This is a genomic window from Amycolatopsis coloradensis (assembly GCF_037997115.1).
Lineage (GTDB): Bacteria > Actinomycetota > Actinomycetes > Mycobacteriales > Pseudonocardiaceae > Amycolatopsis > Amycolatopsis coloradensis_A.
Genome location: NZ_CP150484.1, coordinates 2581547 through 2608480 on the forward strand (window position 1 = coordinate 2581547; position 26934 = coordinate 2608480).

A 26934-nucleotide genomic window follows, 5' to 3' on the forward strand; every position below is an offset into this window, starting at 1 on the left:
GCGTCGAGCGACAGGTGCGGTAGCGAAGTGGGTCTTCGCTGAACCCAAGGGTCGAGATGCGTCGCGAAAGTGGCTTTCGCGACACGGCAACCCAATGGCCGCGAGTGAACCTCGCGACCCGATATGCAGGACCTTGCCACGAAGGCCTCTGCCCACCATGAAGCCACCGAAAGAGTCCCTCGCCGAAGGCTCGGCTCGCCACGTTCACCCTTCGGCACACAACCCGGCGACCCCGTATCCGGCCGGCGCCGAAGGCTCCTTGCGCTGCATCAGACGCGGCGAAGGGAGCCTTCGGCCCACCGCGGGCCCGCCCACGATCACGCCACCTTCGACTTACCCCTCAATAACGCTCATTGCCACTCACGACCCCGTGTCGCAGCTGCGCAAAGCCCCGATCGGGCACCTGGATCCAGACTGGCGTCCCGCGTGAACAGTCGCGCCTCGGGTCCGCTGCCGGTGACTTGTCCGGCTTGATCGAGCAGACCGGCAGCCGCTGAAGATCCTCGTTCAAGATCAACTTGAGCTGCGTGGCATTGGCGCGGTCCCCGGCCTTCGCGCGCCGATCATCTCTTCGAGATCAGACCGAATCGGCCGCATTCTCGGCACGGAATCTCTCTTGACGACCTGTCGCGCCCATGGTCGTGGCCGCGCTGTCGGATTCGGAGGCTTTCGAGGAGTAGACGCCTCCGGCGGGGGTCAGAAGAATCAGTCACAGCCGGGCAGGCTCGACTGTGCGGGTCCGGAGCTTGGAAGTCCATTGAATGACTGCGATATCCACCGCTTCGTGCGCTTGGGAGTTCTGCTTCCCCCGACGCCGGTGGCCAGGTCCCGGCCGGCGCCCGCGACCTGAAACGCTGAGACTTGGGAGTGGACATGACGCTCGTGACGGAAAGCCCATCGTCGTCCTCCTGCACCGTCGGCGAGGCGCCGGTGAGGGTGCCGCTTCTTGGCGGCGTGCCCAGGCGGTGGCGCCGGCCCCTGGAGTTCCTGACCGCGCTGCCGGCGCACGGTGTCGCCGTGGTGGCAGGCCTCGCACCGGTCCGCGGTGAAGTGGCCGTGGGGAGGCGGGCCTGATGGCCTCGACCGAAATCGCGGTCCACGCGCAGTTGTTGGACTGTCTTCAGGCCAACCTCGCGGTCCTCGCCGACCGGCACCACGGCTCGGGCACCCATCTGGCGCTGGGAGCCGCCCTGCGGTTCCGGCCCACCGCCGGCACGGGCGAGCTGCCGACCGTCGAGCCGAGTCTGGCAGACCATCTCACCGACGCGGGGCGGTTCCTTGGTCTCCTGGTGAAGGCTCAATGGCAGCATGTCACCCCGGTGCGGCTCGCCGACTTGAGCTCCCGGCACGGCGAGCTTTACGTGGTGGCCGACGCTCACGATCTGCCATGGACGCCGTATTACGGGCAGCTGCACCTGGAACACAGCTTCTTGGTCGGCAGCGGCCCGGACGGCGCCATGATCACCGACGCCTACCGGAACCTGACGCCGTGGGGCAATGCCGTGCCTGGCCGCTGGGAGGTGGACTGGGCCGAGCTCCCCACCGCCGACCACGTGGTGGCACTGACGCCCACCGCGACCGTGCCGTCGGCGACCCCGGTCGTCGACATGGCCGACCCCGACCACTACCTGGACGCCTACGCCCGGCACGCCGACCGGGTGGCGGCGCTGCGCCAGCTCACCCTGGAGACCTGGCTGCTGGTCCGGTCCCGCCGGCTGCACGCCGGGTTCCTGGCCCGATCGGGCACACCGGCCACCGGCGAGGTCGAGGAGCACCTGCGCGGATGGGACCAGCTGGCCGAGCAGGCGTACCTGGCGGCGCGCCGGGTGGAGCGGGGGCGCCGGGAGCCTGCCGGGTTGCTGGGCCGGTTGGGGCAGGCACTGGCCGCGGACCGGGAAGTGTTCGCCTGCGGCACCTCGCCGGGGCAGATGCGCGACACGGTGGCCGGGATCGTGGCCGCGGCGCTCGGCACAAGAACCGAGCGGGTGCTGGCCGAGCCGGAACTCACCCTGCTGCCGGGGTTCGACTCCATGCGGTTGGTCGCGGTCGTGGCACGTCTCGAAGACCGGCTCGGCGTGGAGTTCGATCCGGACGACCTCCTGCCGGAGAACCTTCACCACCTCGACGGCCTATGCCGGTTGGCCGCCGGATCGATCGGTGCCATGGGAGAAGCCGCGTGAACCCTCAGCCCACTTTGCTGGCGCACCTGCTGGACGACGCCGCCGCCCGATGGCCCGACCGGCTGGCGGTGACCAGCGGTGGGACCACCCTGACCCACGCCGAACTGGCGGGTGCGAGCCACCGGCTCGCCCGCTGGCTCGCGGACCGGGGCCTGCGGCGCGGCGACCGGATGGTCGTGGTGGCAGGCTCCACCCCGCTGACTCCCGCGCTGCTGTATGCGGCGGCGCGCGTGGGGGTGGTGTTCACCCTCTTGCACGAGCAGGTGCGCGGACGACCCCTGGCGCACGTGCTCGACGACTCCGAACCCGCGCTGGTCGTCGGCGCCGACCGATCGGTGGTCGACGACGCACGAGCCAAGGCGATCGACGCGATCGACGCCGCGGCTCTGGCCGACGTCGGGTTCACCGGCGAACCGCGGTCCTGGGCCCCGCCCGCCGGTCACGATCCGCTCCCGGTGGACCCGGTGTGCCTGATCTACACCTCGGGCACCACCTCGCTGCCCAAGGCCGTCGTCAGCACACACCAGCAAGCCGTCTTCGCGGTGCTCGCCATCCAATCGCAACTGTCCTATCGAGACGACGACGTGGTGTATTCGCCGCTGCCACTGTCCTTCGACTACGGGCTCTACCAACTGTTCCTTGGCGCGGCCAGCGGGGCGCACGTCTGGCTGGGGCAGCCGGCGGAAGTCGGGCCTGCGTTGGCGCGCAACCTCGTGCGCGCCGGCGCGACCGTCCTGCCGGCGGTGCCGGCGGTGGCGGAGGCGTTGGCCCGGCTGCTGGCCAGGGGCGGTCCCACCCCGGCCTTGCGGCTCGTCACCAACACAGGCGCGGCGATGCCGTCAGAGGCGCTTACCGCTTTGCGAGCGGCGATCCCCGGCCTGCGGGCGCAGCTGATGTTCGGGCTCACCGAGTGCAAACGGGCCACCATCATGCCCCAGGACGAAGACCTGGTCCGCCCGGGATCGTCCGGTCGTGCGCTACCGGGAACCGAGGTGTTCGTCGTGGACGGGTCAGGTCGGCGCCTGCGGACAGGGGAGGTCGGCGAGATCGTCGTGCGCGGGCCGAACGTGATGGCCGGCTACTGGCGGAGGCCCGAACTGACCGAACAACGGTTCCCCAAGGCCAACGGGTTGTTCCCGGAACTGCGCACCGGAGACTACGGCTGGCTGGACAAGGACGGCTACCTCTACTTCGCGGGCCGCCGGGACGACATCTACAAGGAGCGTGGCTTCCGGGTCAGCGCGACCGAGGTGGAGGCCGCCGCGCGCAGGGTGCCTGGCTGCGCGTCGGCCGCGGTGTTGCCGCCGAGTGAGGGGGAGCCGGCCGCGCTGGTGGCGACCGGAACGGTGACGGCCGAGCAGGTGCTGGCCGGCATGCGGGATGAGATCGAAGAGTTCAAGATTCCTCGCCGCTGCGTGATCATCGACGAACTTCCCTTGTCCCGCAACGGAAAGGTCGACCGCGAAGGACTGGCCAACCTGCTCAGGGAGGCGCGGCATGTCTGAGGCGGTGCTGGACCAGCGGATCACCCTGTCTCCCGCGCTCCAGGAAGCGCTTCACGAGGTGGGCACCCCTGCCTACGTTTACGACTTGGCCGAAGTGCGGCGCAATGCGCGCCGGCTGCGGGCCGCGCTGCCCGAGGGGTCCGGCCTCTACTACTCGCTCAAGGCGAACCCCCACCCGGAGCTCCTGCGTGAGCTGCGGAAAGCCGGGGCGAGGCCCGAGGTGTGCTCGCCGGGTGAGCTGGACGCGACGCTCGACGCGGGCTGGCCTGCCGCGGATGCCCTGTACACCGGGCCTGGTAAGCGGGACGCCGACGTGGCGGCCGCCCTGCGGTCGGGTGTCCGGGAGTTCTCGGTGGATTCGCCGGCGGCGTTGGACCAGCTGGACAGGATCGCCGCGGGTCTCGGCGTGAAGGCGCAGTGCATCCTGCGGATCAACGACGACCGGCCGACGCCCGGCCAGCGGCTGGCGATGACCGGCGTGCCGTCCCAGTTCGGCGCGGACACCGGGTGGGTGCTCGACGAGCCCGCGCGTTTCGCGGGCCGTCCGAACGCGTCAGTGGTGGGACTGCACCTCTACATGGGCACGAACCTGGTCGCCACCGAGGACCTCGTCGCCCAGTTCGGCCACGCACTGCGTACCGCGGGGCGCCTGGTCGCGGCGCTGGAGGCGGCCGGGGCCGCGATCAAGGTGCTCGACCTCGGCGGCGGCTTCGGCGCCCCGTTCGCGCGGGCAGGCGCCGCCGTCGAGTTCGACGGGCTGCGCGAACGGCTGGAGGACCTGTTCGACGACGGCGTGCCCGGCTGGCGTGCCGGGCACCCGGCGATCGTGTTCGAGTCGGGCCGCTACCTGGTCGGCACGGCTGGCACGCTCGTTACGGCCGTGCTCGACACGAAACGGTCACACGGCAGGGAGATCGTCGTCCTCGAGTCGGGCATCAACCACCTCGGTGGCATGTCCGGCCTGCGCAGGCTGCCGCCCTTGGTGCCCCACCTGCTCACCGTCGGCCACGCGTCCGGTCCTGCCGACACAGCCGAAGCTACGGTCGTCGGCCCGTTGTGCACTCCCTTGGACACCTGGGCGCGCAGCATCCCGCTGCCAAGGCTCGCGCCGGGAGACCTGCTGGCGGTCCCCAACACCGGGGCCTACGGCCTGTACGCGAGCCTGCTGGCCTTCCTCGGCCACCCCGCCCCGGCGGAGATCGTCATCGACAGCGACCTGCCCGGCTCGCCGGTTGTCGACGCCTCCCGCCTACACCTCACGCGCGCCCCGGTTCGCCATGGTGCCACAGGAAAGGAATGATCCATGGACCAGCGATTCACCGAGCTGCTCACCCGATTCCTGAAGTTCCTGGACGGACGGGAGATCACCCCTGAGTCGAGGCTGTGGGACCTCGGGCTGGACTCGATGCAGTCCATCGAGCTTTTGTTCGCCATTGAGGACGTCTTCGATGTCTCACTTCCCGACGAAGACCTCACCGACGCCACCTTCACCACCGCCGGTAGCCTGTGGGGGGCGGTGCAAGCCGCGATCGGCACGCCCGGCGCGCGAGCGGCATGAGCGACGCGATGGCCCTGGCCGAACCGGCGCCGGAGAGCACCACTGCCTGCGCCGGCCGCGTGGCCGGGGTGGCTGCCGAGCACGCCGCGCGCCACGACCGGGAAGCGACGTTCCCGGTGGAGGCGTTGGCCGAGATGCGGGCGACCGGACTGCTGGGGCTGCTGGTTCCCAGTGAGTACGGCGGCCTCGGTGGCGGCATCACCGACCTGCTGGACGTCGCCATTCAGCTCGGGCGCGCCGACATGTCCGCGGCGATGATCTTCGCGATGCACTGCCAGCAGGTCGCCGCGGTGGCGGGGCACGCGGGCGCTCGACTGCGCGAGGAGCTGCTGCCCGAGATCGCGGCGGGCCGGGTGTACCTGGCGTCGGTGACCACTGAGGCAGGCAAGGGCGGCCACCTGCGCACCGCCCAAGCCGAGCTCGCCGTCTCCGACGGCGAGCTGATCGTCGATCGGTTCGCGCCGATCGTGACCGGCGGGACGCACGCGGACGGCTTCCTCGTCACCATGCGCAGCCCGGGCGCCGTGTCGCCCAACCAGATCTCGCTCGTATACGCGCATCGGGATCAGCTCCAGCTGACCGCGTCCGGCGACTGGCAGCCGATGGGGATGCGCGCCAGTCACAGCGCGCCGCTGCGGCTGGACGGGCGGATGCCCGGCCACCAGATCGTCGGAGAGCACGGCGGGTTCCCCCGGATCGCGTCCGAGGTCTTCGCGCCGCTGGCCCATCTCGGCTGGTCGGCGAGCTGGCTCGGCACCGCCTGCGGCGCGCTGTCGCGGGTGTTGACCCTGTTGCGTGCCAAGGAGAGTCGTCAGCGGTTCAACCTCGACTCCGAGCTGTTGCTGAGCAGGCTCGGTTCGGCACGGCAGCGGGTGGACGCCGTGCACGCCCTGCTGCGGCGGACCGCGCACATGGTGGTGGAGGCGGACGACCTGTCGCGGCCGCGCAACCAGCTCATGCTGAACACGCTGAAGATCACCGCCGCCGAGCAGTGCCACGCCGCGGTGGAGGACCTGATCGACGCGGTCGGCCTGCAGCACGGCTACTTGAAGGGCTCGCCAACCGGCCTGGAGCGGGCGTTGCGCGACCTGCGGTCCGCGGCGCTGAACTACAGCAACGACCGGCTGCGGCTCGCGGACGGCCGATTGGCCCTGCTCGACCCGGAGGTTCGCCTTGCCTGAGTCGCCTTATACGTGTGACGCGCCGACCGGCGGGCCCGAGATCTGGGCCGCGCTTGGCGCGGCCGACGCTCTGCGCTCGGCGTATCGGGGCGGCGATCCGGCCCTTGGCGTGGATCCCGCGGGCATCGGCCACCTGCTGTCCGAAGTGGACGCCCAGGCGAGCGTGGGGGCCACTCTGTCGCTGTGCGTCCAGCTAGCCACCGCCGTGCCGCTGCTCGCCACCGGCTCAGGCCCGTCCGAAGCGGCGCTGGCGGACGCGCTCGCCGGGAACTCGGTGACCGCATTGGCCGCCACGGACACCAATGCGGGATCGGACCTGACCGCGCTCGGCACCGAGGTGACCATCGGCGACCGCGAGCTGGTGCTCAACGGCGGGAAGCGCTGGATCACCAACGCCACCCAGGCCGACCAGATCCTGGTGCTGGCCCGCCACCGCCCAGGACGGCATTTCACCAACTTCACCTGGGTCCTCGTACCGGCTTCGGCCCCTGGGGTGACAGCGCGCCGCGCGGACACCGAACTGTTCGCGGGCGCCGGCGTCGGTCAGCTGACCTTCGAGGACGTGCGGTTGCCCCGCGAGCACCTGGTCGGCAGGCCAGGCCGGGGACTGGCCGCCTTCGCCCGCCAGATCGCGGTGGAACGGCTCGCCGGTGCCCTGTGGGCGGTCGCGCTGTGCCGGCGCGCGCTGGCCGCCACGAAGACAAGGCTCGAGGACTCCGCGCGGTCCGATGAGCCGCTGTGGCGACACGACGGCATTCGGCAGCGGTTTGCCACGTGCGTGGTGGCGGTGCGGCAATTGCACGCGCTGTGCCAGGAACTCGGTGACCGGGTGGCGAGCGGGCATGACACCGCGGCCGCCGCGTTGCTGAAGGCCGGCGCGGGGATGACCGTCGAACGGGTGCTGGCGGAATGCGCCCAGCTGCAAGGAGCCGACGGATTCGCGACCGGCGGCGCGCAGTGGCTTCGCGCCCAGGCCGCGGTCTTCGGGATCGGCGGCGGGGCCACCGAGGTCGTGCTGTCCGCGGTCGCGGACTCGGCGGACATGCTGCTGGCGGAGACAGCCTAGGAGGGATCTCGATGAACGACGCCCGTACGCTCGATGACTGGTTCACCGCCACCGTGGCGGAGTTCGGTGACCTGACCGCCTTGGAGGTGGCAGGCGAACGGTTCAGCTATACCGAGCTCGACGCCTTGGCGAGAGGGCTGGCCGGGGTGCTGATCGCCGAGCATGGCGGTGCGCCGGCGAGGATCGGGCTGCTGGCCGCGCGCTGCCCGCTGGCCTACGCGGGATATCTCGCGGCGCTACGGCTCGGCGCCACGGTCGTTCCCTTGAACCCGGCGTTCCCGGCGGCCCGTAATGCCGCGATCACCCGAGCGGCCCGCCTTGACCTGGTGCTGGCGCAAAAGGACACGCCTGGGTATGACGATTTGCCGGTGCCCGTCGTGTGGGCCGATCCCCGGTTGGACACGTTCCGTGCGGGCGCCGACCCCGTCCTGCCCAGCTCGACGGCCGGTCCGGAGGATCTCGCTTATATCCTCTTCACCTCGGGTTCCACTGGGACGCCGAAAGGTGTGCCGATTCAGCACCGCAACGTTTCCGCCTATCTCGACTACGTGATCCCCTTGTACGGCTTGGGTCCGGGCGCGCGGGTCTCGCAGATCTTCGACCTCACCTTCGACCCGTCCGTGCGCGACATGTTCCTCGCGTGGGGCTCGGGTGCGACGTTGGTGGTGCCCAGCGGCAACGACATTCTCGCGCCGGTGCGGTTCGTGAATCGGGCGCGCTTGACGCATTGGTGCTCGGTGCCCTCCGTGGTTTCGTTCGCGATGCGGCTGCGCGGCCTCGCTCCCGGCAGCATGCCGACCTTGCGGTGGAGCGTGTTCTGCGGCGAGGCGCTGACCACGAGCCAGGCGGAGGCGTGGCAGGCCGCGGCTCCGGACAGCGCGTTGGAGAACAGCTACGGCCCCACCGAAGTGACCATCACCTGTACCGGATACCGCCTGCCGGAACAGGTCGGGCGATGGCCGCGCACGGCGAACGGCACCGTCCCCATCGGAACCATGTACCCGGCACTGGAGACCTTGATCGTCGGTGACGACGGGACGCGCTCGGAGGACGGCGAACTGTGCGTGCGCGGGCCGCAACGGTTCCCGGGTTACCTGGACCCCGCCGAGAACGTCGGCCGGTTCGTCACGTTCGACGGTGAACGCGCCGGCGTTTACGACGGCTCGGCGCCCTTGACCGAACAGCACTGGTACCGCACTGGAGACCGGGTACGAGTCGAGGACGGCCAGCTCGTCCACTACGGCAGGCTCGACCACCAGATCAAAATCCGCGGCTACCGAGTGGAGCTCGGCGAGATCGAAGCAGCTCTCCGGGCGCAACCAGGCGTGCGAGACGCGTTCGTCGTCGCCGTGGCCGGCTTGAACGGTGAGTTGGACCTCGAAGCCGCATACACCGGCGTCGCACAGGATGCCGAGGTACTCCTCGCCTGCCTGAGGACGAGGCTGCCCAACTACATGGTGCCGCGTGGTGTGACGGCATTCGATCGGCTGCCGCTCAACCCGAACGGCAAAGTGGATCGAGCCGCATTGGCCGCCAGCCTCGGCGCGGGCGACTGAGGCGCCTTCTGGGTATAGGTGACGGGCGAGGGTCGGGACACCGGGTCGAAACGCCACTCACGACCCGACCCCTTGCGGTTCCGATGGTGACCACTATTTGACGGGTAGGTCAACTATGGCGTGGCGGTCTCCCTTGTCACGTCGCGGCTGGCCGTGAAGGCCTCCTTGCCTACCCTCAGGGTAGGGAAGGAGGCCTTCACGGACGTACCGTCGGCACGAGACACGTTTGCCTTACTCCTCAATAAGCGACCAGATACGCCCTGATACTCCAGTCGAGGGAAGGGGCCATTACGTACCTACTCGCCACCGCCACGGGGCAGTGCGGCTCAAGATCCACAGAGGACAGCGCGCAGCGCCTCGAGAACGGCCGGATCCTCGATCGTCGGAGGCACCGGGTCGGTACGCCCATCCGCGATACCACGCATGGTTTTCCGTAAGATCTTCCCGGACCGTGTCTTGGGCAATGCCTCCACAATGGACACGTCGCGGAAGGCGGCGAACGGCCCGATATCCTGTCGTACCAGTGCGACCAATTCACTGCTCAGCGTGCTGTCATCGATGTCGGCTCCGGTTTTCAGAACCACGAATCCCCGGGGCAACTGGCCTTTGAGCTGGTCTTTGATGCCGATCACGGCGCATTCCGCCACGGCAGGGTGAGAGGCGAGCACCGCTTCGATCGAGCCGGTCGACAGCCGGTGACCTGCGACGTTGATGACGTCATCCGTCCGGCCCATTACGAACAGGTACCCGTCCTCGTCGATGTACCCGGAGTCGCCGGTGAGGTAATAACCGGGATGCTGTGAGAGGTATTCCTCACGGTACCGCTCGTCGGCGCCCCACAGCGTTGGCAGTGAGCCCGGCGGTAGCGGCAGGGTGATCACAATTGCGCCCTCTTCGCCGGCGGGGAGCTGTCCACCGGCCCGGTCCAGAATGCGCACGTCCCAGCCTGGCACGGGTTTCGTCGAAGAACCGGCCTTGACCGGCATGGGTTCGAGACCGCGCGGATTCGCCGCGATGGGCCAGCCGGTCTCGGTCTGCCACCAGTGATCGATGACCGGAACGCCCAGTTTCCCGCTGGCCCAGTGATAAGTCTCCGGATCGAGCCGTTCGCCTGCCATGAACAAGGTCCGGAATCGTGAAATATCGTATTTGGCCAGTTCGGTCGCGTCCGGATCAATTTTCTTGATGGCCCGCAATGCGGTCGGTGCGGCGAACAGCGCGTTGACCCCGTGCTCGGCGATCACCCGCCAGAAAGCGCCCGCATCGGGCGTACCGACCGGTTTCCCCTCGTACAGAACGGTCGTGGCGCCGATCAGCAGTGGCGCGTAGACGATGTAAGAATGCCCGACGACCCAGCCGACGTCCGAGGCCGCCCACCAGACGTCGCCGGGGTGGATGTCGTAGACCGCGCCCATCGACCAGGCCAGCGCGACCGCGTGGCCGCCGGTGTCGCGCACGACGCCCTTCGGCTTCCCCGTCGTGCCGGAGGTGTACAGGATGTACAGCGGATCGGTCGCGGCGACCGGCACGGGTTCCGCCGGCGACGCGTCCCGGATGACGTCCGTCCAGTCGAGGTCCCGCTCGCCGAGTTCGGCGCGAGCGCGCTCACGTTGAAGGTAGACGACGTGATCCGGTTGATGCGAGGTGACTCCGAGAGCCGCGTCGATGATCGGCTGGTACTCGACGGTCCTGGTCGGTTCGATCCCGCACGAGGCCGCCACGATCACCTTCGGCTTGGCGTCGTCGATCCGCGCCGCCAGCTCCTTGGGCGCGAATCCGCCGAACACCACAGAGTGCACCGCGCCGAGCCGCGCGCAGGCGAGCATGGCGATGACGGCCTCGGGCACCACCGGCAGGTAGACGAGCACGCGGTCGCCCTTCGCGACCCCGAGCGAGGCGAGGGCTCCGGCGAATCGCGCGACTTCGTCCAGCAGTTCGGCGTAGGTGTACCGCCTGGTGGAGCCGGTGACGGGCGAATCCCAGATCAACGCCGTCCGGTCGCCGTGGCCCGCGTTGACATGCCGGTCGAGTGTGTTGAACGAGGTGTTCAGCTCGCCGTCGGAAAACCAGCGGTACATCGGCGCGTTCGCGTCGTCCAGTGCCTTGGTCGGGGGGCGGGTCCAGTCGATCGCTTTGGCGGCTTCGAGCCAGAAGCCATCCGCATCTTCCAGGCTGCGACGGTAGGTTTCGGTATACGTGCCCATGGTTCCGGCTCTCCTTTTGATCGGCTGGCCCTCGTAACCGGCAGGGCGCTCTACCGTCACTCACGACCCGCCCCTTCGCACCGGCCGGTCGGTTCTCCGGTGAAAACGTTACGGTTCCCCGATCCGTGCGGACGTCTCCGTGATTGCTCCGGCGAACCGGTGTGACCGCGAAAGTATGGGGCGATTTTCCCGACGGAAACGGTCGAGTGTCCGATTAGGACTGGCCGGGATCACGGTGCGACCGGTCCGGACAGGCCATAGAGGTCGTTCCCCGCCCAGTTGACGATGTCGCGTACCGGTTTCGACGGCGGTGCCGGGACGAAGTTGGCCGCGTCGTCGATGCTTCCGGTTCCGGTGTACTTCGCGCGGAGCGGGTACGGGAACACAGGGCGGGTGCGGAACACCTTGCCGTCGGCGTCGCGGCCGGTGGCGATGGTGCGGTCGGGTGAGGCGCCGCGTTCGACCCAGGCGACGAGCTCGCGTAGTGGGTCGTACTCGGTGAGTTTGTCGCCGTGGTAACAGTGGTAGAAACCGGGGACCATGAACAACCGGGCCCAGCTCTGTGTCGCGGCGGGACCGCCGGAGGCGCGGGTCAGCCGCTGGTAGTAGTCGGTGGTGCCGGGCGCCGGGATCGCCTGGTCCGCCCAGCCTTGCCAGAGGACGAGTTTCCCGCCGGAGCGGCGGAATTCGCGCAGGTCGGTCGACATCGCGTTGGAGCGGACGCCTTCGGGGATGAGGCGGTCGAATTCACGAGCGGTGAAGGTGAACTTCTCGACCGACGAGTGCGGTGTCCCGTTCGGGTAGGCCATGTACCTGAGGTAGTTGTCGGCGAGCGCGTACGCGTACGAGACGCCGCCGAGTTCCGGGGCCGGGATGATCCAGCCGTACCAGGCGAGTTCGGAGCCGACGGCCTGACCGGCCGGGTACAGCTTCCGGCCGCGCTCGTCGGTCGGCGGCGCGTAGAGCCTCTTGGTGGCCTCGACCTGTGCGGTGGTGAGACAGTCGGCGTTGTCCGTGCCCGGCGGGCAGGTGAGGGAGGCCGGGTTGAAGCGGCAGGCGCGCGGGTCGTCGATGGCTCCGTCGGCGAGGCCGTCGGACCGGTCGCAGGAGGCGACCGCGGCGGCGTGCAGTGCGGGGAGTTTGCCGGCGGTCAGGATCGGTTTTCCGTCGGCGCCGGTGTTCACTTTGGCCAGCCAGGTCTGGTAGACGCCGAAGAGCGGCCCCCAGAGGCCTGCCGGGGCGCCGGAGACGATGCCGTCGAAGTCGTGGGGGTAGCGCTGCGCCAGCAGGAGTCCCTCACGCCCGCAGCCACTGAAGTACGACTTCCTTGGCGGGGCGCCATAGAAGGCGGTGATGACCCGCTTCGAGGCGAGGGACACCACGTGGGGTGCGCGGAAGGCGAAGTCGTCACGGGCGGTTTGGTTGTTCTCCGCCCATTTCCCGTCGTCGAACACGAGCGGGGTGGTGCCGACGTGGCCGCCGTCGGTGGACGCGACCGCGACGTCACCGCCATGCGGGAGCCCGCAGTCCGTGAATGGCGGGGCGGTGACGCCGCCGCAGAAGCCGCCGCAGCCGACTTGCACGTACCGGCCGGCGTAGGTCGTGATGGGCAGCCTGAGCTGGAATCTCACGGCAGGTTCGACATAACCGCGGACGTCGCAGTTCTCGGGTTCGGTCGCCGTCGCCGGCACGACCGTGGCCGCCGTGACGTGGGTGACCGCGCCCGGCAGGTCGTAGGTGCGCACGAGTTCGGCGCAGGCCCGCACAGGGCGGAGTGTCGCTACGTCGGCTGCCGCCGCCGGTATCGGTATCAAGCCTGTCGTGATAAGCATCGCTACGCTGAGTATTGCCAACCGTCGCATGTCTCTACCCAGTTCCCTCGTGTCCTGAGTTGGAAGTCCGCGTTCATTTGAGTCCATTATGGACAGTTGTGGGTGAGGTAGGTGTGACAGGTGAGGCGTTGGTGCGGGGCCGTGAGCGGCGTCTCGGTTCTCTTGACAACCCGAAACGCCACTCACGCCCCCCGCCCGGCAAGCGGGGAGGCCCTCTCGGGAGTCAGCCCTTGATGGGGCTGCTCTGGTGCGAGAAGAGGCTCAGCTCGCCGTCTTCGCCGCGAACGACCGTCCACACCGCACGGATCTGGTTCTCCGGCGCGATCTCGGACTCGCCCGCCCGGATGATCCCGCCTTCGGTGATGACGATCGCGACGTTCGGACCGAGGAACTTGACCTCGAGCGGCCAGCCGTAGACGTGCGCTCCTTTGAGGCCGCCCTGGAAACCTGCGCGCATGAAGTCGCGGATCTGCTCCCGGCTGGTCAGCTGGTTGTCCTGCAGCAGCAGGCTGCCGTTCTCGGCGAAGACGTCGGCGAACGTGTCGGCGTCGTTCTTCAGCCAGGCGTCCTGAATGCGCTGCGGTACCGTGAGGACGGCCTTTTCGTCTTCACTGGTGAATGAACGGTAGAACGCCGTGTCCTCTTTGACCGCGTGGTCGGCGAGAATCGACGTGGCGTTGCCCCACGAATTGGTGGTCGGCACTGTGATCTCCCGTTAGTAGTCGTTACCAGCGGAGCGTTGCGCCGGCGCCGCGGGGGCTGTTCTGATAGACCGCGAGCTGCCACTCGTCGTCCTTCTTCACGACGACCCAGGTGGAGCGCACCGCGAGCTCTTCGTCGATTTCGGTCTCGCCGGGGGCGAGAATGCCGCCGTGGGTGCGCAGCAGTGCGACGGTGTCCGAGACGAACCGGACGTCGACCGGCTTGCCGGTGACGCCGCTGTCCTTGAACGGGCCGGCGTAGGCGGCGGTCATGAACGAGCCGATCGCGTCCCGGCCCTTCTTCAGCACGTCACCGGGGAGGATGAGGATGCCGTCCTCGGTGAACTGCTCGGCGACGCCGTAGCCGTCGTTCTTCGCCCATGCGGCGATAAGGCGCAACGGGACGTCAAGGGCTTCCTTTTCCTTCTCTCCGACGAAGGGGCCGTAGTAGTCGTCCAGCCTGGTCTGGTCGTCGTCAGTGGGTGCAGACACTGTGTTCTCCTTCAAGTGATCGGCTAACCAACGGCACAAATACGATTGGCCCCATACGCCCTTTACCTTCACACGCGCGATGGCCGGGGCACGTCTCCTGTTTTGCCACGCCGGACGTGCTTCTCACGCGCGATTCTTTGGTGTGCGCTCGCCGGATACGCGGGTTCGGCGCACTCGAGGAGACGCACCCGAATCTTCGCTGCGGAGACCATTACGACTCGGTACGGGTCCCGTGCCTGGCGGATCGTTCAGGTTATCAGGTAGTCGATCAAGGAGAGCCGGATGTCAGAGAAGGCCGCAACCCTCGTCGCGGGGGCCAAGCAATGGGCCACCTATTACGGAAAGTTCACACAAGGCGAGGAGAGCGTCGCGCTGACCGCTCCGCTGCGCGCCAGGGCCGCGTGGGACGCGAATGACGCCGACGCCTTCGCCGATCTCTTCACCGCCAACGGCAGCATCCTGGTCGACGACACGCAGTTGACCGATCCCGAGGCGATTCGGCTGTTCTTCAAGGAAGCCTTCGCCGGGGCGCTGCGCGGCACCACGCTGGTCATGGAGCCGGTCGACGTCAAGATCCTCGAGCCGGGCATCGCCGTGGTGATCACGGACGGCGGCGTGCTGTACGAGGGTGAGACCACGGTCCCCGTGGAGCGCACCGTGCGCGGCACCTGGGTGACCGTCCGGGTCGACGGCGAATGGCGGCTCGTTTCGCAGCAGACCAGTCCCATCAAGGGCTGAGCTCGAAGGAGAACGAGCCGATGAACGTCATCGTCGGGGTTTCGTCCGTGTCCGCCGCGGCGGGCACATCGCACGACATCGGGAGTGACTTCTCATGAGCAACCTCCAACGGCGGAACCCGGTCCCGGTAAGTCTTTCTTCGCCTTCCGGCCCGCGAGAAGGCACAGAGCCCGGCCTCGGGTGGGCCGGCGGCGGACGGGTCACGGGAACGACCGCGTCGCGTCGGGGGAATGGCGTGCCGGCATGACGGGGGAGGGCCTCGTGTCCGATGGCCCGAGCGCGCTGACTGCCGGCGAGGTCATCGTCCGCCGGTACTTCCGCGGGCCCCACCTGAGCATGGCCCAGGCCGCCAGGGTGGTGCGGCGGTCGGCGCACGGGCTCCTTCTGTGGGTCCCGATCGGGTCGGGCTTCGCGTCCCTTCGCTGCCCCGATGGGTCCCCCATGCGGGAGGAGCCGATCGATCGTGTCGCGGAGGCGCCGCTCGTCACGACCTCATGGCGCGACCGCGACGTGCTCATGCTCGTGCCGCCGGGGCGGGCGCACTCGGTGTGGTGGTTCTTCGACCGCGGTCGCTTCGAGGGCTGGTACGTCAACCTTGAGCGGCCGGCGGTGGGCTGGGCCGCCGGGACCACGGCCGGCCTCGACACGGTCGACCACACCCTCGACCTGCTTGTCGCTCCCGACGGCACCAGCCGGTGGAAGGACGAGGACGAGTTCCACTGGGCGACCGGCCGTCCGGGCTACTGGTCGGCCGACGAGGCGCGTGCGGTGCGCGCGGAGGGTCGCCGCCTGCGGCGCGCCGCCGCCGCGGGCCGGTTTCCCTTCGACGGGACTTGGTGCGATGTCCGGGTGGACTCGCTCGCTCCACCCATGCTGGACGGGGAGCTTTGGCGCTTGCGGCCCGCGGCGTGGACCCTCGCCGCCGCCGCGTGAGGAAGGCCGGTGCCCGTGCGCGTTCGTACGGTCGTGAAGGGCCCCTTCACTACCCTGAAGGTAGTGAAGGGGCCCTTCATTCACGACGTCGCCGTGATGACGACCGGAATTAATCATACCTGGGGACGTGTATTCCACACTTCCAGCGTCGGGTCGCGGCTCGGTACCGTCGTCCCCAGTATCCGGAAAAGGAGAGGCGAACACCTTCGAGAGCTACTGGCGAGCACGCGCGACCGGTCGACGCCTTTATTCGTGCTCTGCTCACCGCAATTCTGAGGTGGTCCGCCCGGGTGTCTCAGGCACTCCGTGGCGTCCGACGCGATCCAGACCGAGGTAACGTTAAGGAGTTCCACATGCGCGTAGCTTTCGTTATTTGGCCGGCGTCGGCACATCTGTATCCTTTGGTCCCGCTCGCGTGGGCGCTCAAAGCGGCGGGGCACGAGGTCTGTGTCGTTTCCCATCCGGCGATCGCGGCGGAGACCGCGTCGATGGGCCTGACCCCGGTGTCGGTATGCGACGCCGACAGCATGCCCGCGCTCATGGGGCCCGCGAGGCCCTATGTCACCGAGCGGGCCGATCTCGCGCGGATCACCGCCGCGTTGGACTTCGACTCCGACGACCCGGATCGTGAGCACTGGGACGTGTTGACCCAGTACTACGTGCCGTCGATGTGGGACTTCCTCCCTTACAAGGGCGACGCGAGCACTCCGCTGCCCGCCATGGACGGCTTGGTGAACTTCGCCCGCACATGGCAGCCCGACCTGGTGCTGTGGGATCCGACTGTCCCTGGCGGCGCGGTGGCGGCGCGTGTGTGCGGTGCGGCGCATGCCCGGTGGTGGACGGCGCCGGATGTCTTCAGCCGCAGCATGGACAGGATCGCCGAGGCCAACAGCAGACCGGGCGCCCCGCCGGTGGACAATCCGGTGGCCGAGACCGTGCGGCCGCTGGCTGATCGCTACGGCGTCGAGGTCGACACGGAGCTGTTGTTCGGGCAGTGGACGATGAATGTGCAGCCGCGAGCGGTGGGACCGGCCGTGTCCGCGCGGACGTTGTCGATGCGCTGGATTCCGCACGCGAGGCAGGAGGTCATGCCCGAGTGGATGTACCCGGTGCCGGACCGCCCACGGGTGGCCCTGTCGCTGGGTCTGTCCGAGCGGTCGTTCATGGCGGACGGATGGGCTCATATCCCGGCGCTGCTGGAAGCCGTGTCCGTGCTGGACGTCGAGGTCGTGGCAACGCTCAACGACAAGCAGTTGTCGCAGGTCGACAAGATCCCGGACAACGTGCGGGTGGTGGATTTCGTCCCGCTCAACCAGTTGATGCCAACCTGCGACCTGCTCATCCACCACGGCGGTATGGGCACGGTCATGCCCGCGATCGCCAACGGTGTGCGGCAGATCGTGGTCGACTTCGTCGGCCACGAAATCGTGGCGACCCCGTCCTCCGGCGAGGAGAAGCTGGGCCGATCGAGGTACAGCCTGGGGCCGGCACTGGCCCGGTACGTCACCGATTCGGGGGCCGGCCTCGTCATGAACGTCAGTAAGCCCGATGCCCTGGAGATGCGGGAACAGATCATGCGGGTGCTGACCGAGCCGTCGTTCCAGGAGGGAACGGATCGGTTGCGCAGAGATCTGCTGTCCACGCCGGGCCCCAGCGAGTTCGTCCCGATCCTGGAGCGGCTGACCGACGAGCACCGGCGCCGGTAGGCGCGCTGACGGACGGGCGGCAGTAAGCCCACCGGCCGGTCGGGCGCGACGTCGCCACCGGCTTCGCGATCATCTGGATGGAGATTGATCATGACCACAGAGCTCACGGGCGGCTCCCGCCTCGGTCCGAGGCAGGCGGGAGCCCGCGAATGGATCGGCCTCGCGATACTGAGCCTGCCGACGATGGTGGTGTTCCTCGACCTCACGGTGATGTTCCTGGCGCTGCCGCACATCACCGTGGACCTCGGTGCCAGTGCCTTGCAGAGCCTGTGGACCGTCGACATCTACAGCTTCCTGATCGGCGGATCACTGGTCGCGATGGGGCGGCTGGGTGATCGGGTCGGCCGGCGCAAGCTGCTGCTGATCGGCGCCGGCGCGTTCGGCCTGTTGTCGATCGCCGCGGCGTTCTCGACGAGCCCGGCGATGCTCATCGCGATGCGGGCGGGGCTGGGGGTGGCCGGAGCCACGTTCATGCCCTGCACCCTGGCGCTGATCAGGACGATGTTCCCCGACCCCAAGCAGATGGCCAGGGCCATGGCGATCTGGTCGACGGTGGGTATGGCAGGACTCTGCCTGGGTCCGTCGGTCGGCGGACTGCTGCTGAACTCGTTCTGGTGGGGCTCGGTCTTCCTGATCGCGGTCCCGCTCATGGCGCTGCTGGTGCTGACCGGCAAGGTGTTGCTGCCGGAGTCCCGCGACGAGAACGCCGCCCGCCTGGACTTCGCCAGCGTGGCGCTGTCGCTGGCCGCCATCCTCGCGGTCATCTACGGGCTCAAGGAACTGGCCAGGAACGGGTGGGACCCGGTCCCGGCGGTGGCATGCGTCGTCGGTGTCCTGCTCGGCGTGCTGTTCGTCCGCCGTCAGGCTCGCCTTGCCGATCCCCTGCTCGACATGAGCCTGTTCCGGATCCCCGCGGTCGCGGGGGCGCTGACCCTGTTCATGGTCACCGGTATCGCCCTGGCCGGTAGTGGCCTGCTCGTGTCCCAGTATCTGCAGCTGGTCCAGGGACTCAGCCCGTTCGCCGCGGCGCTGTGGCTCATCGTCCCGTCGGTGGTGGCGATCGCCGGGGTCCAGTTGTCCGTCCCACTGGCCACGCGGCTGCCCCCGAGCCTGGTGCTCATGGGCGGGCTGCTGCTCAGCGCCGTTGGCATGGTCGTCATTTCGCGGGCCCCCTCGGCGGGCGGTCTGGCCGTCCTCGTCGTGGGGTTGTGCATCATCTACGCCGGGGTCAGCGCGGTCCCCGCGATCAGCAACCAGCTCACCATGATGGCGACGCCGCCGGAACGCAGCGGCTCGGCCGGGTCCCTCTCGACCACCAGCGGCGAGCTCGGCAACGCACTCGGCATCGCCGCCATCGGCAGCCTGTCCACTGTGCTCTACACCAGTTGGGTCGCCGTACCTCCAGGCGTCCCCGCCGGTGCCTCGGCGGCCGCCAAGGAGGACCTCGCGGGCGCGGTCGCCACCTCCGGGACGCTGCCTGCCCCGCTGGGCGATCAGCTGGCGACGGCGGCTCGCGAGACGTTCACCAGCGGGCTCAGCACCATCGCGATCGGATGCGCGGTCACGCTGGCGGCACTCACCGTCGTGGTGTACGCCACGATGCGCCACGTCAAGCCCATCGGCTCCGAGGCGCCAGAACCGGAACCGGAGGACGGTCCCGCCGTGCCCCGTGAAGCGGAGGTCGCCGCGGACCGAGCGTGACCGGCCGCGCCGCGCCTGCCCGATGAGGATTCGACATCGAGACGCCCAGCCACCCCGGCGCGCGCCGAGCCGTCGCTCGACGACGNCTCGACGGCACTGAGGCGGAAGAGACCGTCGAGTTCGGTTCACCCCGGCGCGCGCCGGGGTGGCTGGGCGTCTCGATGTCGCCGTTCCTGGTGGACGACTTCGCCCATCCGCACCCGTGTGACACGAAATCGCGCGCCGTCCGAGCAGTCACGGAGACGTCCGGACGGATCCGGGAATCGTACGGTTGGCTACCGGAGAACCGACCGGCCAGCGCGAAGGAGTTAGTCGTGAGTGATGGTTTGAGAGGGGCGGAGAACGTAACGCTCTGCCAGACGTGCCGGGACATCAAGGTCCGCAAGTTCCTGTCGCTCGGCATGCAGCCTTCGTTCCATTTCCCCGCGAACCAAGAGGAACTGGACAACGAACAGCTCTGGCCACTCGAGCTGGGGTTCTGTGAACAGTGCAGCCTGGTGCAGGTCATGGAATGGGTCAGTGAGCGCATCCTGTTCTCAGGCGACTACCACCACCTCGCGGGTCTGACCGCCGGCTACCACGTGCACTTGGAGGAACTCGCGGACACGCTCGCAGGACTCTATGAGTCGGGCCCTGCCGGCCGATCCGTCGTCGAGTTCGGGAGCAATGACGGCAGTTTGCTCGACAAGCTGGCCGATCGCTCGTTCGACGTCCTCGGCGTCGATCCGGTCGGTTCGTCGGCAGCCGGAAACCCTGTGGTCAAGGACTATTTCAGTTCGACTGTCGCGGACGAGGTGGCGTCGGCCCGCGGGAAGTCGGACATCGTGGTCGCGCTCAACGTGTTCGCGCACGTCACCAACCTGCACGACGTGCTGGACGGCATCACGACGATCCTGAAGGACGACGGGCTGTTCGTGAACGAGTCGCACTACCTGCCGGATCTTCTCGAGACCCTGCAGTACGACTTCGCCTATCACGAGCACTCGAGGTACTACTCGCTGACGGCGCTGGACGAGGCGTTCCGGCTCCACGGTCTCGAAGTCGTCAAGGTCGAGCGGATCCCGACCCACGGCGGGTCGGTCCGGGTCTACGCCGGTTTCGCCGGTGCCCACGAGATACACGAGTCGGTCGCGGAGATCCGCGAGTACGAAGACACCCTGAAGCTGCGGGACTCGATGATCTACTCCGCTTTCGCCACCAAGGTGGAGGAGCACCGGGAGAAGTTGCGCGACCTGGTCGCGGAGCTCAAGAGCACCGGTGCCACGGTCGCGGGGGCTTCCGCGCCGGGACGTGCGGTGACACTGTTCAACTACTGCGATCTCGGCACCGACGACATCGACGTGGTCTCCGAGATCAGCCCGCGCAAGATCGGCAGGTTCTTTCCCGGCACCCACATCCCGGTCATCAGCCAGCAGGAGCTGTGCGGGGAGGACCAGCCGGACTACGCCATCCTGCTGTCCTGGCACATCGCCGACGAGGTGATTACCAACCTGCGTAACGAAGGCTTCCGCGGAAAGCTGATCGAACCGCTGCCCGAGCCACGGATCCTCGACCGATAGTGTCCCGAGTCGTTGATTCGCACCATAGGTCTGCGGGAGGGCTGAAGGGGACTTTCCCCTCGTCTCTCGCGGTGAAGGGCGCTTTACCCGCATCGCATGCGACGAAAGTCCCCTTCAGCGCATCGACCCCACAGGAACTTATGGCGCGAGTTCGTGGCGGCGTTTGGCTACTTGTTGTCTGGCCTGGCTAGGTGACACGCCAGGTGAAGTACATGAAGGCCTCCTTCCTTGCGCCTAGTGTCGCGTGATCCTGCTGCCTTGCGTCCGCTGTGGATCCACGTGGATCATGGCAAGACGGAGAAAAGCTGGTTGTACCAGGGGTTTTCTCCGACGCTGCCAGGGCCGCGTGGGCCGCAACGGCGTAAGGCAAGCAGGGTCACGCGACACTAATGCAAGGAAGAAGGCCTTCATGTACTCGGGGAGGTAGTGCGCGCGGCGCATTCCGGCCCGAGTGGCGCACCTCGAACGTAGCGAAAGGAGATTGGTCGATAAACGCGCTGGTGAACGCGAAAAGACCCCCGGTCACGGAGGTCCTTCTCACCCGTTCGGCCGGGTGGTTGGCTCACTCGTCCTTGTACTGGTAGTGGCGGCGGATCGATTTCACCGGACCGGTGTAACGGTCGGCCGGCTTTTCCCATCGCTCTTGCCTGCCAAGCGCCGTCAGGTCGAGCAGGTGGAACGTACTGAGGAACACCTCGGTACCCCGCGCATACGTCGAATACGTGTGGAAGACCCGATCGCCGTCCCGTAGGAAGACGCTGGCGCCGGGCGTCTCCATGCCTTTGAACTCGGTCAGGCCCCGCCGCTCGAGGGCCGCGCGATCCTCGTAGTTGTGCTCGACGGGGGCCACCCGGTCGTCGAGGGTCACGTGGAAGTCGTAGTTGAAGTCGCTGTCCCCCGACGAATGCCAGTCGAAGTCCCACCCCATCCGGTCCCGGTAGGCGAGCAGCTTCGACAGCGGCGCCCGCGACACCACCGCGAGCGAAGTGTCGCGCCGGTGCAGATGGGAGAGGCTGCCGAAGTTGTCGACCAGGAACGAGCAGCCCGCGCACCCCTCGTCCCAGTCGGGGTGGAACATGAAGTGGTAGACGATGAGTTGACGACGACCCTCGAACAGGTCGATCAGGCGGCGCTTGCCCGTAGGACCCTCGAAGACATAGTCCTTCTCGACTTCGATCATCGGCAGCTCGCGACGGGCGGTGTTCAGCGCGTCCCGCGCCTTCGTGGCCGCCTTCTCCTTGGCGAGGAAGTCCTTGTGAGCGGAATGCCACTCGTCACGAGAAACTATCTTCGGCAGGCTCATCGTTCGCCCTCACTTTGTCTCGTCATTCGTATCCTGATCCGCCTGAAACCAACGGAACCCGGAAAATCGCGGCTGCGCGCGTTTCCGCGCGGGTCGTCGTCCGTTTCCTTTTCCCGGTTTCCCTGATATTCGGAAACCGGTTCACCGGCGGCCTCCCCGACATCGTCGGGCGAGGCGGCCGCCGGCGCATCTCCTATCGTGCGGTTTCGCGGATCAGTTCGGCCGCCCGTTCCGCGATGGCGATCACGGCGGCGTTGGGGTTGCCGCGCACGCCGGTGGGCATCACGGAGGCGTCGGCGACGCGGAGGCCGTCGATGCCGTGTACGCGCAGCTGCGGGTCGACCACCGTGCCGATCGCACAGGTGCCTGCCGGGTGATACGTCGAATGCGCGTACGCGCGGATGTGGGCCCGTAGGTCCGCGTCCGACTCGGAGGCGGGCACGGTGTGCGGCGTCGTCGTATACGGTGCCAGGGCGGTCTGGTCGGCGATCTCGAGCGCGATCCGCAGCGCGTCGACCGCGGCGGCCAGGTCTTCGGGCTCGGCGAAGTAGTTGTGCACGATCTTCGGCTTCGCCGTCGGTTGTGGCGAGGCGAGCGACACGGTGCCGCGGCTGAGCGGAGTGAGCATGCTCGGGCCGAACGTCACCGCGTGCCCGGTCGGTGAGCCCAGGCCGCCGTCGGCGAACATCACCGGCGCGGCGAGGAACTCGACGTCCGGTGCGGTCAGCGTCGACCGGGTGCGGATGAACCCGCCGGCTTCCGGACCGTTCGAGGTGAGCGGTCCGCTCGCGGACTCCATGTACCTCGCGACGTTCTCCGGCGTGCCGGCGGCGAGCAGGCTGATCGGGTGCTCGTGGGTGTAGACGAGCGGGATCAGCGCGTGGTCCTGCAGGTTGGCGCCGACGGCAGGCAGGTCCGCGACCACCGGCACACCGAGCGCGCCCAGCAGCGCGGCCGGCCCGATCCCGGACAGCTGTAGCAGGTGCGGGGAGTTGTAGGCCCCGGCGGAGACGATGACCTCTCGCTCGGCGCGGACGGTGACTTCCTCGCCGTGGCGCCCACCGGTGACCCCGACCGCGCGGCCGGCTTCGACCAGCACGCGGTGTACCCGCAGGTCGGTCTCGACGGTGAGGTTCGGCCGGGCGGCGGCGGGGTGCAGGTAGGCGGTGGCGGTGCTCTCGCGACGGCCGTCGCGCTGGGTGACCTGGAACTCGCCGAAGCCGTCCTGCTCGGCACCGTTGAAGTCCTCGGTGCGCTTGTACCCCGCCTGCGTGGCCGCTTCGACGAAGGCGGCCGACATCGGGTTCTTCGAGCGGCCGTCGGAGACCCGCAGCGGGCCGCCGGTGGCGTGGAACTCCGACTCGCCTCGCTCGTTGTCCTCCGCGCGCAGGAAACAGGGGAGAAGGTCGGCGTAGCTCCAGCCCGGCTGTCCCCAGCCGTCGAAGTCGAGGCGGTTGCCGCGGACGTAGATCATGTTGTTGGTGGCGCTGGACCCGCCGAGGACCCTGCCGTGCCCGAGGTAGACGCGCCGGCGCCGCAGGTGCGGCTCCGCGTGGGTGTCGTGGTCCCAGTCGAAGTCGGTGCGGAACAGCCGGCCGAAGCCGACCGGTACGTGGATGTCCTCGGCCGTGTCCCGGCCGCCGGCCTCGACCAGGCAGACGCGGACGTCGGGGTCTTCGCTCAGCCGGGTGGCGAGCACGGCGCCGGCCGAACCGGCGCCCACGATGACGTAGTCGTACATGCTTGTGCTCCTCGAAAGAACCCCCTGCTGACACGAAGACGGCCTCGACATGCCGGCGAGGCCGTCCTTCGACTTCCGGCTACCTCCTGCTGTCCAGTGAACCCACGAAGGTCCGCAGGTCGCCGACGTACAGTTTCGGCTGCTCCATCGCGGCGAAGTGGCCGCCCTGGTCGAACTCCGACCAGTGGGTGATGGTGGAGTAGTCACGCTCGGCGAGCGACCGGATCGGGAGCCCGGGATCCTGCCCGAAGACCGCGACGCCGATCGGGACGGTGACCGGGTCCGGTGCCGCGCCGGGAGTGAACATCTTGCCGAGGGTCGCGGCGGACTCGTAGTAGAACTGAGCGGACGACGTGGCGGTTCCGGTCAGCCAGTAGAGGGTGGCGTTGGTCAGCAGCCGGTCACGTCCGACCTCCTCCTCCGGCGTCTTGACCGCCTTGTTCCAGTCGTGGAACTTCTCGACGATCCACGCGAGCTGTCCCACCGGAGAATCCGTGAGGCCGTACCCGATGGTGAGCGGACGGGTCGTCTGCACCTTCATGTAACCCGACAGCTCGGCGTCGAACCGGCCCAGCTCGGCGAGGCGGGCGAAGTCCGATTCGCCGAGCTGCGACAGCTCCTCCGGATCGCCGGAGGGCAGGGTCAGCAGCATCGACAGGTACGCACCCCGGACTCGTTCGGGTGCGAGGCGGCTGAGCTCGAGGGAGATGATCGAACCCCAGTCCCCACCCGCGGTGACGTACGAGTCGTAGCCGAGGCGCCGCATCAGCTCTGCCCATGCCCCGGCGACACGCTGGACGTCCCAGCCGGGCTCGGTGACCGGACCGGAGAAACCGTGCCCGGGGATGGACGGAATGACCAGGTGGAACGCCAGGGCAGGGTCGAGGCCGTTGGCGCGGGGGTCGGTGAGCGGACCGATGACGTCCAGGAACTCGACGATCGAGCCAGGCCAGCCGTGGGTGAGCAGCAGCGGCGTCGCGCCCGGCTCCGCCGAGGTGATGTGCATGAAATGGACGTCGGCGCCGTCGATCTCCGTGATGAACTGAGGGTGCCGGTTCAGTTCCCGTTCCGCTGCTCGCCAGTCGTAGGTGGACTGCCAGTACGTGGCGAGCTCACGGAGGTAGTCACCGGGGACGCCGCGCTCCCAGCCCGGGACCGACACCGCGGCCGGCCAGCGGGTCGAGGCGATTCGCGCGCGTAGGTCCGCGATCTCGGAATCGGGTATGTCGATCCGATAGGGCCGCATCGAGGCCACCTTTCCTCAGCCGGGGGTATGGGTGGTCCCCGCGTCCCCCGTCCGGGAGCCGTTGAGACCCGAGGTACATCGTGGTCATGGATGGCAGCGCCCGCGTCTTCACGGTTGCTCGGCCTCCGGCGCCACGGACTCCCGGTGCGCAAAGGAGGAGACGATCGAGCACCGGCGGCCTGGGATCGTCGTTGCGAACGTGCGAGTGAGGCAGCGACGGCGACATACATATTTGGAGGACGCCTTGTCCGGATACGCCATACTGTCGGCGGACGAGCTTCGTAAGCGGGCCGAGGACCTGGTGCCGCTGATCGAGTCGAAGGCGCTGTCGGCGGAGCAGAACCGCACCCTGGACGACGAGGTGGTCGAGGCGCTCGCCGAAGCAGGCCTGTTCGACTTGCGCCGGCCGCAGCGCTACGGCGGCCACGAGACGAGCGCGCTCGACACGGGCGACATCGTGTCGATCATCTCGGCGGCCGACCCGTCGGCGGGCTGGAACACGGCGGCGTGGGCGATCGGTGACTGGTTGGCCGCGGCGTTCCCCGACCACGTGCAGGACGAGGTGTTCGCCACGTCCGCCACGCGGATCTGCGTCTCGCTGAGCCCGACGGGGGTCGCGACCGAGGCCGGGGACGGACTGGTCGTCAACGGGCGCTGGCATTTCGTGAGCGGCGCGCGGCGCAGCCACTGGCAGGCCATCATGGCGATGGCCCCGGCCCCGGACGGCAGCCAGTGGCCAGTGGCCGCGCTGGTGCCGATGTCGGAGCTGACGATCGACGATGACTGGCACACGTCGGGCTTCGCCGCCACCGGCAGCGTCGACACGATGGCCGAGAACTTGTACGTCCCGCGAGAGCGCACGCTACCGATGGTGTCGGTGCTCCAGGAGCAGTACGCGTCCGAGCTCAACGCCGCCTCGCCCGTGTTCCGCACCCCGATGATCCCGACCGGTGCGGCGGGGTTCATCGGCGTGGCGATAGGGATGGGCCGAGCGGCGCTGGCCGAGTTCCACCGGAACCTGTCGGGCCGGCCGATCACGTTCACCGACTACAGCCTCCAGAGCGAGGCTCCGGTCACACACTTCGAGGTCGCCGAGGCGGCGTTGAAGCTCGAGGAAGCGGAGTACTACGCCTGGAAGATGGCCACTGTCCTCGACCAGAAGGGCGCAGCGGACGAGGCGTGGACACTCGAGGAGCGGATGCACAACCGCGGACGTCTCGGCCGACTCGTGCGGCTGGTCGAGGAGGCCGTCGACGTGCTGGCATCCGCGAGCGGGGGCTCCTCGATCAAGCTGTCCAAGCCGATCCAGCGGATCCGGCGCGATATACACGCGTTCAGCCTGCACGGCCTGATGCACCCGAACACCAATTTCGAACTGTACGGCCGCTCTCTCTGCGGGCTCCCGCCGAACACGCAGTACCTCTGAATCGCTGAGTTCCACGACGCCACTCCACGGCAGGCCTTCGCGCGACTCCACGCCGTCCAGCACGGCGATGATGGCCGCGACAGCGGCAACGGCGATCTTCATGGGGTCACCTCCGGAAGCGGCTGGTGCCAAGGGGTGGCGGGAGCGGGTCCGGCGCCGCCAGGTCCGCGGGCACCTGCTGGGCCTGAGCCGCGGTCGACGACGGCGCCGTGGTGGGCGGGTCGGTGTGGGGCTCTCTACATCGAAGACGACAAGATCACAGACGGTGAGCTCCGTGAGCCCTTCGGCGAGCTCCACGCCATCCAA

General features: G+C 68.4%; 21 protein-coding genes. 14 read left to right on the top strand and 7 right to left on the bottom strand.

Annotated features, from left to right (window positions below; genetic code table 11):
• Positions 1–873: 873 nt before the first annotated feature.
• The 8 genes from LCL61_RS12235 to LCL61_RS12270 are packed head-to-tail and all read left to right on the top strand — an operon-like array spanning position 874 to position 9046.
• Positions 874–1074 (top strand): hypothetical protein, encoded by a 201-nt coding sequence (locus LCL61_RS12235; RefSeq protein ID WP_340686946.1) that lies wholly within the window; start codon positions 874–876, stop codon positions 1072–1074.
• Positions 1074–2180 (top strand): acyl carrier protein, encoded by a 1107-nt coding sequence (locus LCL61_RS12240; RefSeq protein WP_340686947.1) that lies wholly within the window; start codon positions 1074–1076, stop codon positions 2178–2180. The genes LCL61_RS12235 and LCL61_RS12240 overlap by 1 nt, the downstream gene beginning before the upstream one ends.
• Entirely contained in the window at positions 2177–3685 is a 1509-nt protein-coding gene (locus LCL61_RS12245; protein WP_340686948.1) for a class I adenylate-forming enzyme family protein, read from the top strand. Before LCL61_RS12240 ends, LCL61_RS12245 begins: the two co-directional genes overlap by 4 nt.
• Positions 3678–4985, top strand: a complete 1308-nt coding sequence (locus LCL61_RS12250) for a type III PLP-dependent enzyme (RefSeq protein ID WP_340686949.1) — start codon at positions 3678–3680, stop codon at positions 4983–4985. Before LCL61_RS12245 ends, LCL61_RS12250 begins: the two co-directional genes overlap by 8 nt.
• A 3-nt stretch (positions 4986–4988) precedes the next feature.
• Entirely contained in the window at positions 4989–5243 is a 255-nt protein-coding gene (locus LCL61_RS12255) for an acyl carrier protein (RefSeq protein WP_340686950.1), read from the top strand.
• The gene (locus LCL61_RS12260; RefSeq protein ID WP_340686951.1) at positions 5240–6424 is read left to right on the top strand and encodes an acyl-CoA dehydrogenase family protein; all 1185 of its coding nucleotides are present in this window, start codon (positions 5240–5242) and stop codon (positions 6422–6424) included. Before LCL61_RS12255 ends, LCL61_RS12260 begins: the two co-directional genes overlap by 4 nt.
• Positions 6417–7490 (top strand): acyl-CoA dehydrogenase, encoded by a 1074-nt coding sequence (locus LCL61_RS12265; RefSeq protein ID WP_340686952.1) that lies wholly within the window; start codon positions 6417–6419, stop codon positions 7488–7490. Before LCL61_RS12260 ends, LCL61_RS12265 begins: the two co-directional genes overlap by 8 nt.
• Before the next feature lie 11 nt (positions 7491–7501).
• Positions 7502–9046 carry an amino acid adenylation domain-containing protein gene (locus LCL61_RS12270; protein ID WP_340686953.1) on the top strand — a complete coding sequence of 515 codons (1545 nt, stop codon included), beginning with the start codon at positions 7502–7504 and terminating at the stop codon, positions 9044–9046.
• 326 nt (positions 9047–9372) lie between these two features.
• Here LCL61_RS12270 and LCL61_RS12275 read toward each other — a convergent pair whose 3' ends face one another.
• From LCL61_RS12275 to LCL61_RS12290, 4 genes are all read right to left on the bottom strand, one after another.
• Positions 9373–11250, bottom strand: a complete 1878-nt coding sequence (locus LCL61_RS12275; RefSeq protein ID WP_340686954.1) for a propionyl-CoA synthetase — start codon at positions 11248–11250, stop codon at positions 9373–9375.
• A gap of 230 nt (positions 11251–11480) precedes the next feature.
• The gene (locus LCL61_RS12280) at positions 11481–13097 is read right to left on the bottom strand and encodes a tannase/feruloyl esterase family alpha/beta hydrolase (RefSeq protein WP_425342041.1); all 1617 of its coding nucleotides are present in this window, start codon (positions 13095–13097) and stop codon (positions 11481–11483) included.
• Between the two features lie 208 nt (positions 13098–13305).
• Positions 13306–13785 carry an SgcJ/EcaC family oxidoreductase gene (locus LCL61_RS12285; RefSeq protein ID WP_340686956.1) on the bottom strand — a complete coding sequence of 160 codons (480 nt, stop codon included), beginning with the start codon at positions 13783–13785 and terminating at the stop codon, positions 13306–13308.
• A gap of 22 nt (positions 13786–13807) precedes the next feature.
• Complete coding sequence (locus LCL61_RS12290) at positions 13808–14275, bottom strand: SgcJ/EcaC family oxidoreductase (RefSeq protein WP_340686957.1); 468 nt, start codon at positions 14273–14275, stop codon at positions 13808–13810.
• Between the two features lie 282 nt (positions 14276–14557).
• Here LCL61_RS12290 and LCL61_RS12295 point away from each other — a divergent pair, with 282 nt between their 5' ends.
• From LCL61_RS12295 to LCL61_RS12315, 5 genes are all read left to right on the top strand, one after another.
• On the top strand, positions 14558–15013 hold the full coding sequence (locus LCL61_RS12295; RefSeq protein ID WP_340686958.1) for an SgcJ/EcaC family oxidoreductase: 456 nt from the start codon (positions 14558–14560) through the stop codon (positions 15011–15013).
• 261 nt (positions 15014–15274) lie between these two features.
• Positions 15275–15946, top strand: a complete 672-nt coding sequence (locus LCL61_RS12300; protein ID WP_340686959.1) for a DUF402 domain-containing protein — start codon at positions 15275–15277, stop codon at positions 15944–15946.
• A 353-nt stretch (positions 15947–16299) separates the two neighbouring features.
• Positions 16300–17652, top strand: coding sequence for a nucleotide disphospho-sugar-binding domain-containing protein (locus tag LCL61_RS12305; protein WP_340686960.1), 1353 nt, complete (start codon positions 16300–16302; stop codon positions 17650–17652).
• Positions 17653–17742: 90 nt separating this feature from the next.
• A complete protein-coding gene (locus LCL61_RS12310) occupies positions 17743–19353 on the top strand; it encodes an MFS transporter (RefSeq protein WP_340686961.1) in 1611 nt (536 codons plus the stop codon).
• A gap of 314 nt (positions 19354–19667) precedes the next feature.
• On the top strand, positions 19668–20912 hold the full coding sequence (locus tag LCL61_RS12315) for a class I SAM-dependent methyltransferase (RefSeq protein ID WP_340686962.1): 1245 nt from the start codon (positions 19668–19670) through the stop codon (positions 20910–20912).
• Positions 20913–21474: 562 nt separating this feature from the next.
• Here the strand turns inward: LCL61_RS12315 and LCL61_RS12320 are convergent.
• From LCL61_RS12320 to LCL61_RS12330, 3 genes are all read right to left on the bottom strand, one after another.
• Complete coding sequence (locus LCL61_RS12320; protein WP_340686963.1) at positions 21475–22215, bottom strand: DUF899 domain-containing protein; 741 nt, start codon at positions 22213–22215, stop codon at positions 21475–21477.
• 193 nt (positions 22216–22408) lie between these two features.
• Positions 22409–23956 (bottom strand): GMC family oxidoreductase, encoded by a 1548-nt coding sequence (locus LCL61_RS12325; protein WP_340686964.1) that lies wholly within the window; start codon positions 23954–23956, stop codon positions 22409–22411.
• A 79-nt stretch (positions 23957–24035) separates the two neighbouring features.
• Positions 24036–25202, bottom strand: a complete 1167-nt coding sequence (locus LCL61_RS12330) for an epoxide hydrolase family protein (protein ID WP_340686965.1) — start codon at positions 25200–25202, stop codon at positions 24036–24038.
• Positions 25203–25446: 244 nt separating this feature from the next.
• Between LCL61_RS12330 and LCL61_RS12335 the strand changes: the two genes are divergently transcribed.
• The gene (locus LCL61_RS12335) at positions 25447–26628 is read left to right on the top strand and encodes an acyl-CoA dehydrogenase family protein (protein ID WP_340686966.1); all 1182 of its coding nucleotides are present in this window, start codon (positions 25447–25449) and stop codon (positions 26626–26628) included.
• Positions 26629–26934: the final 306 nt, after the last annotated feature.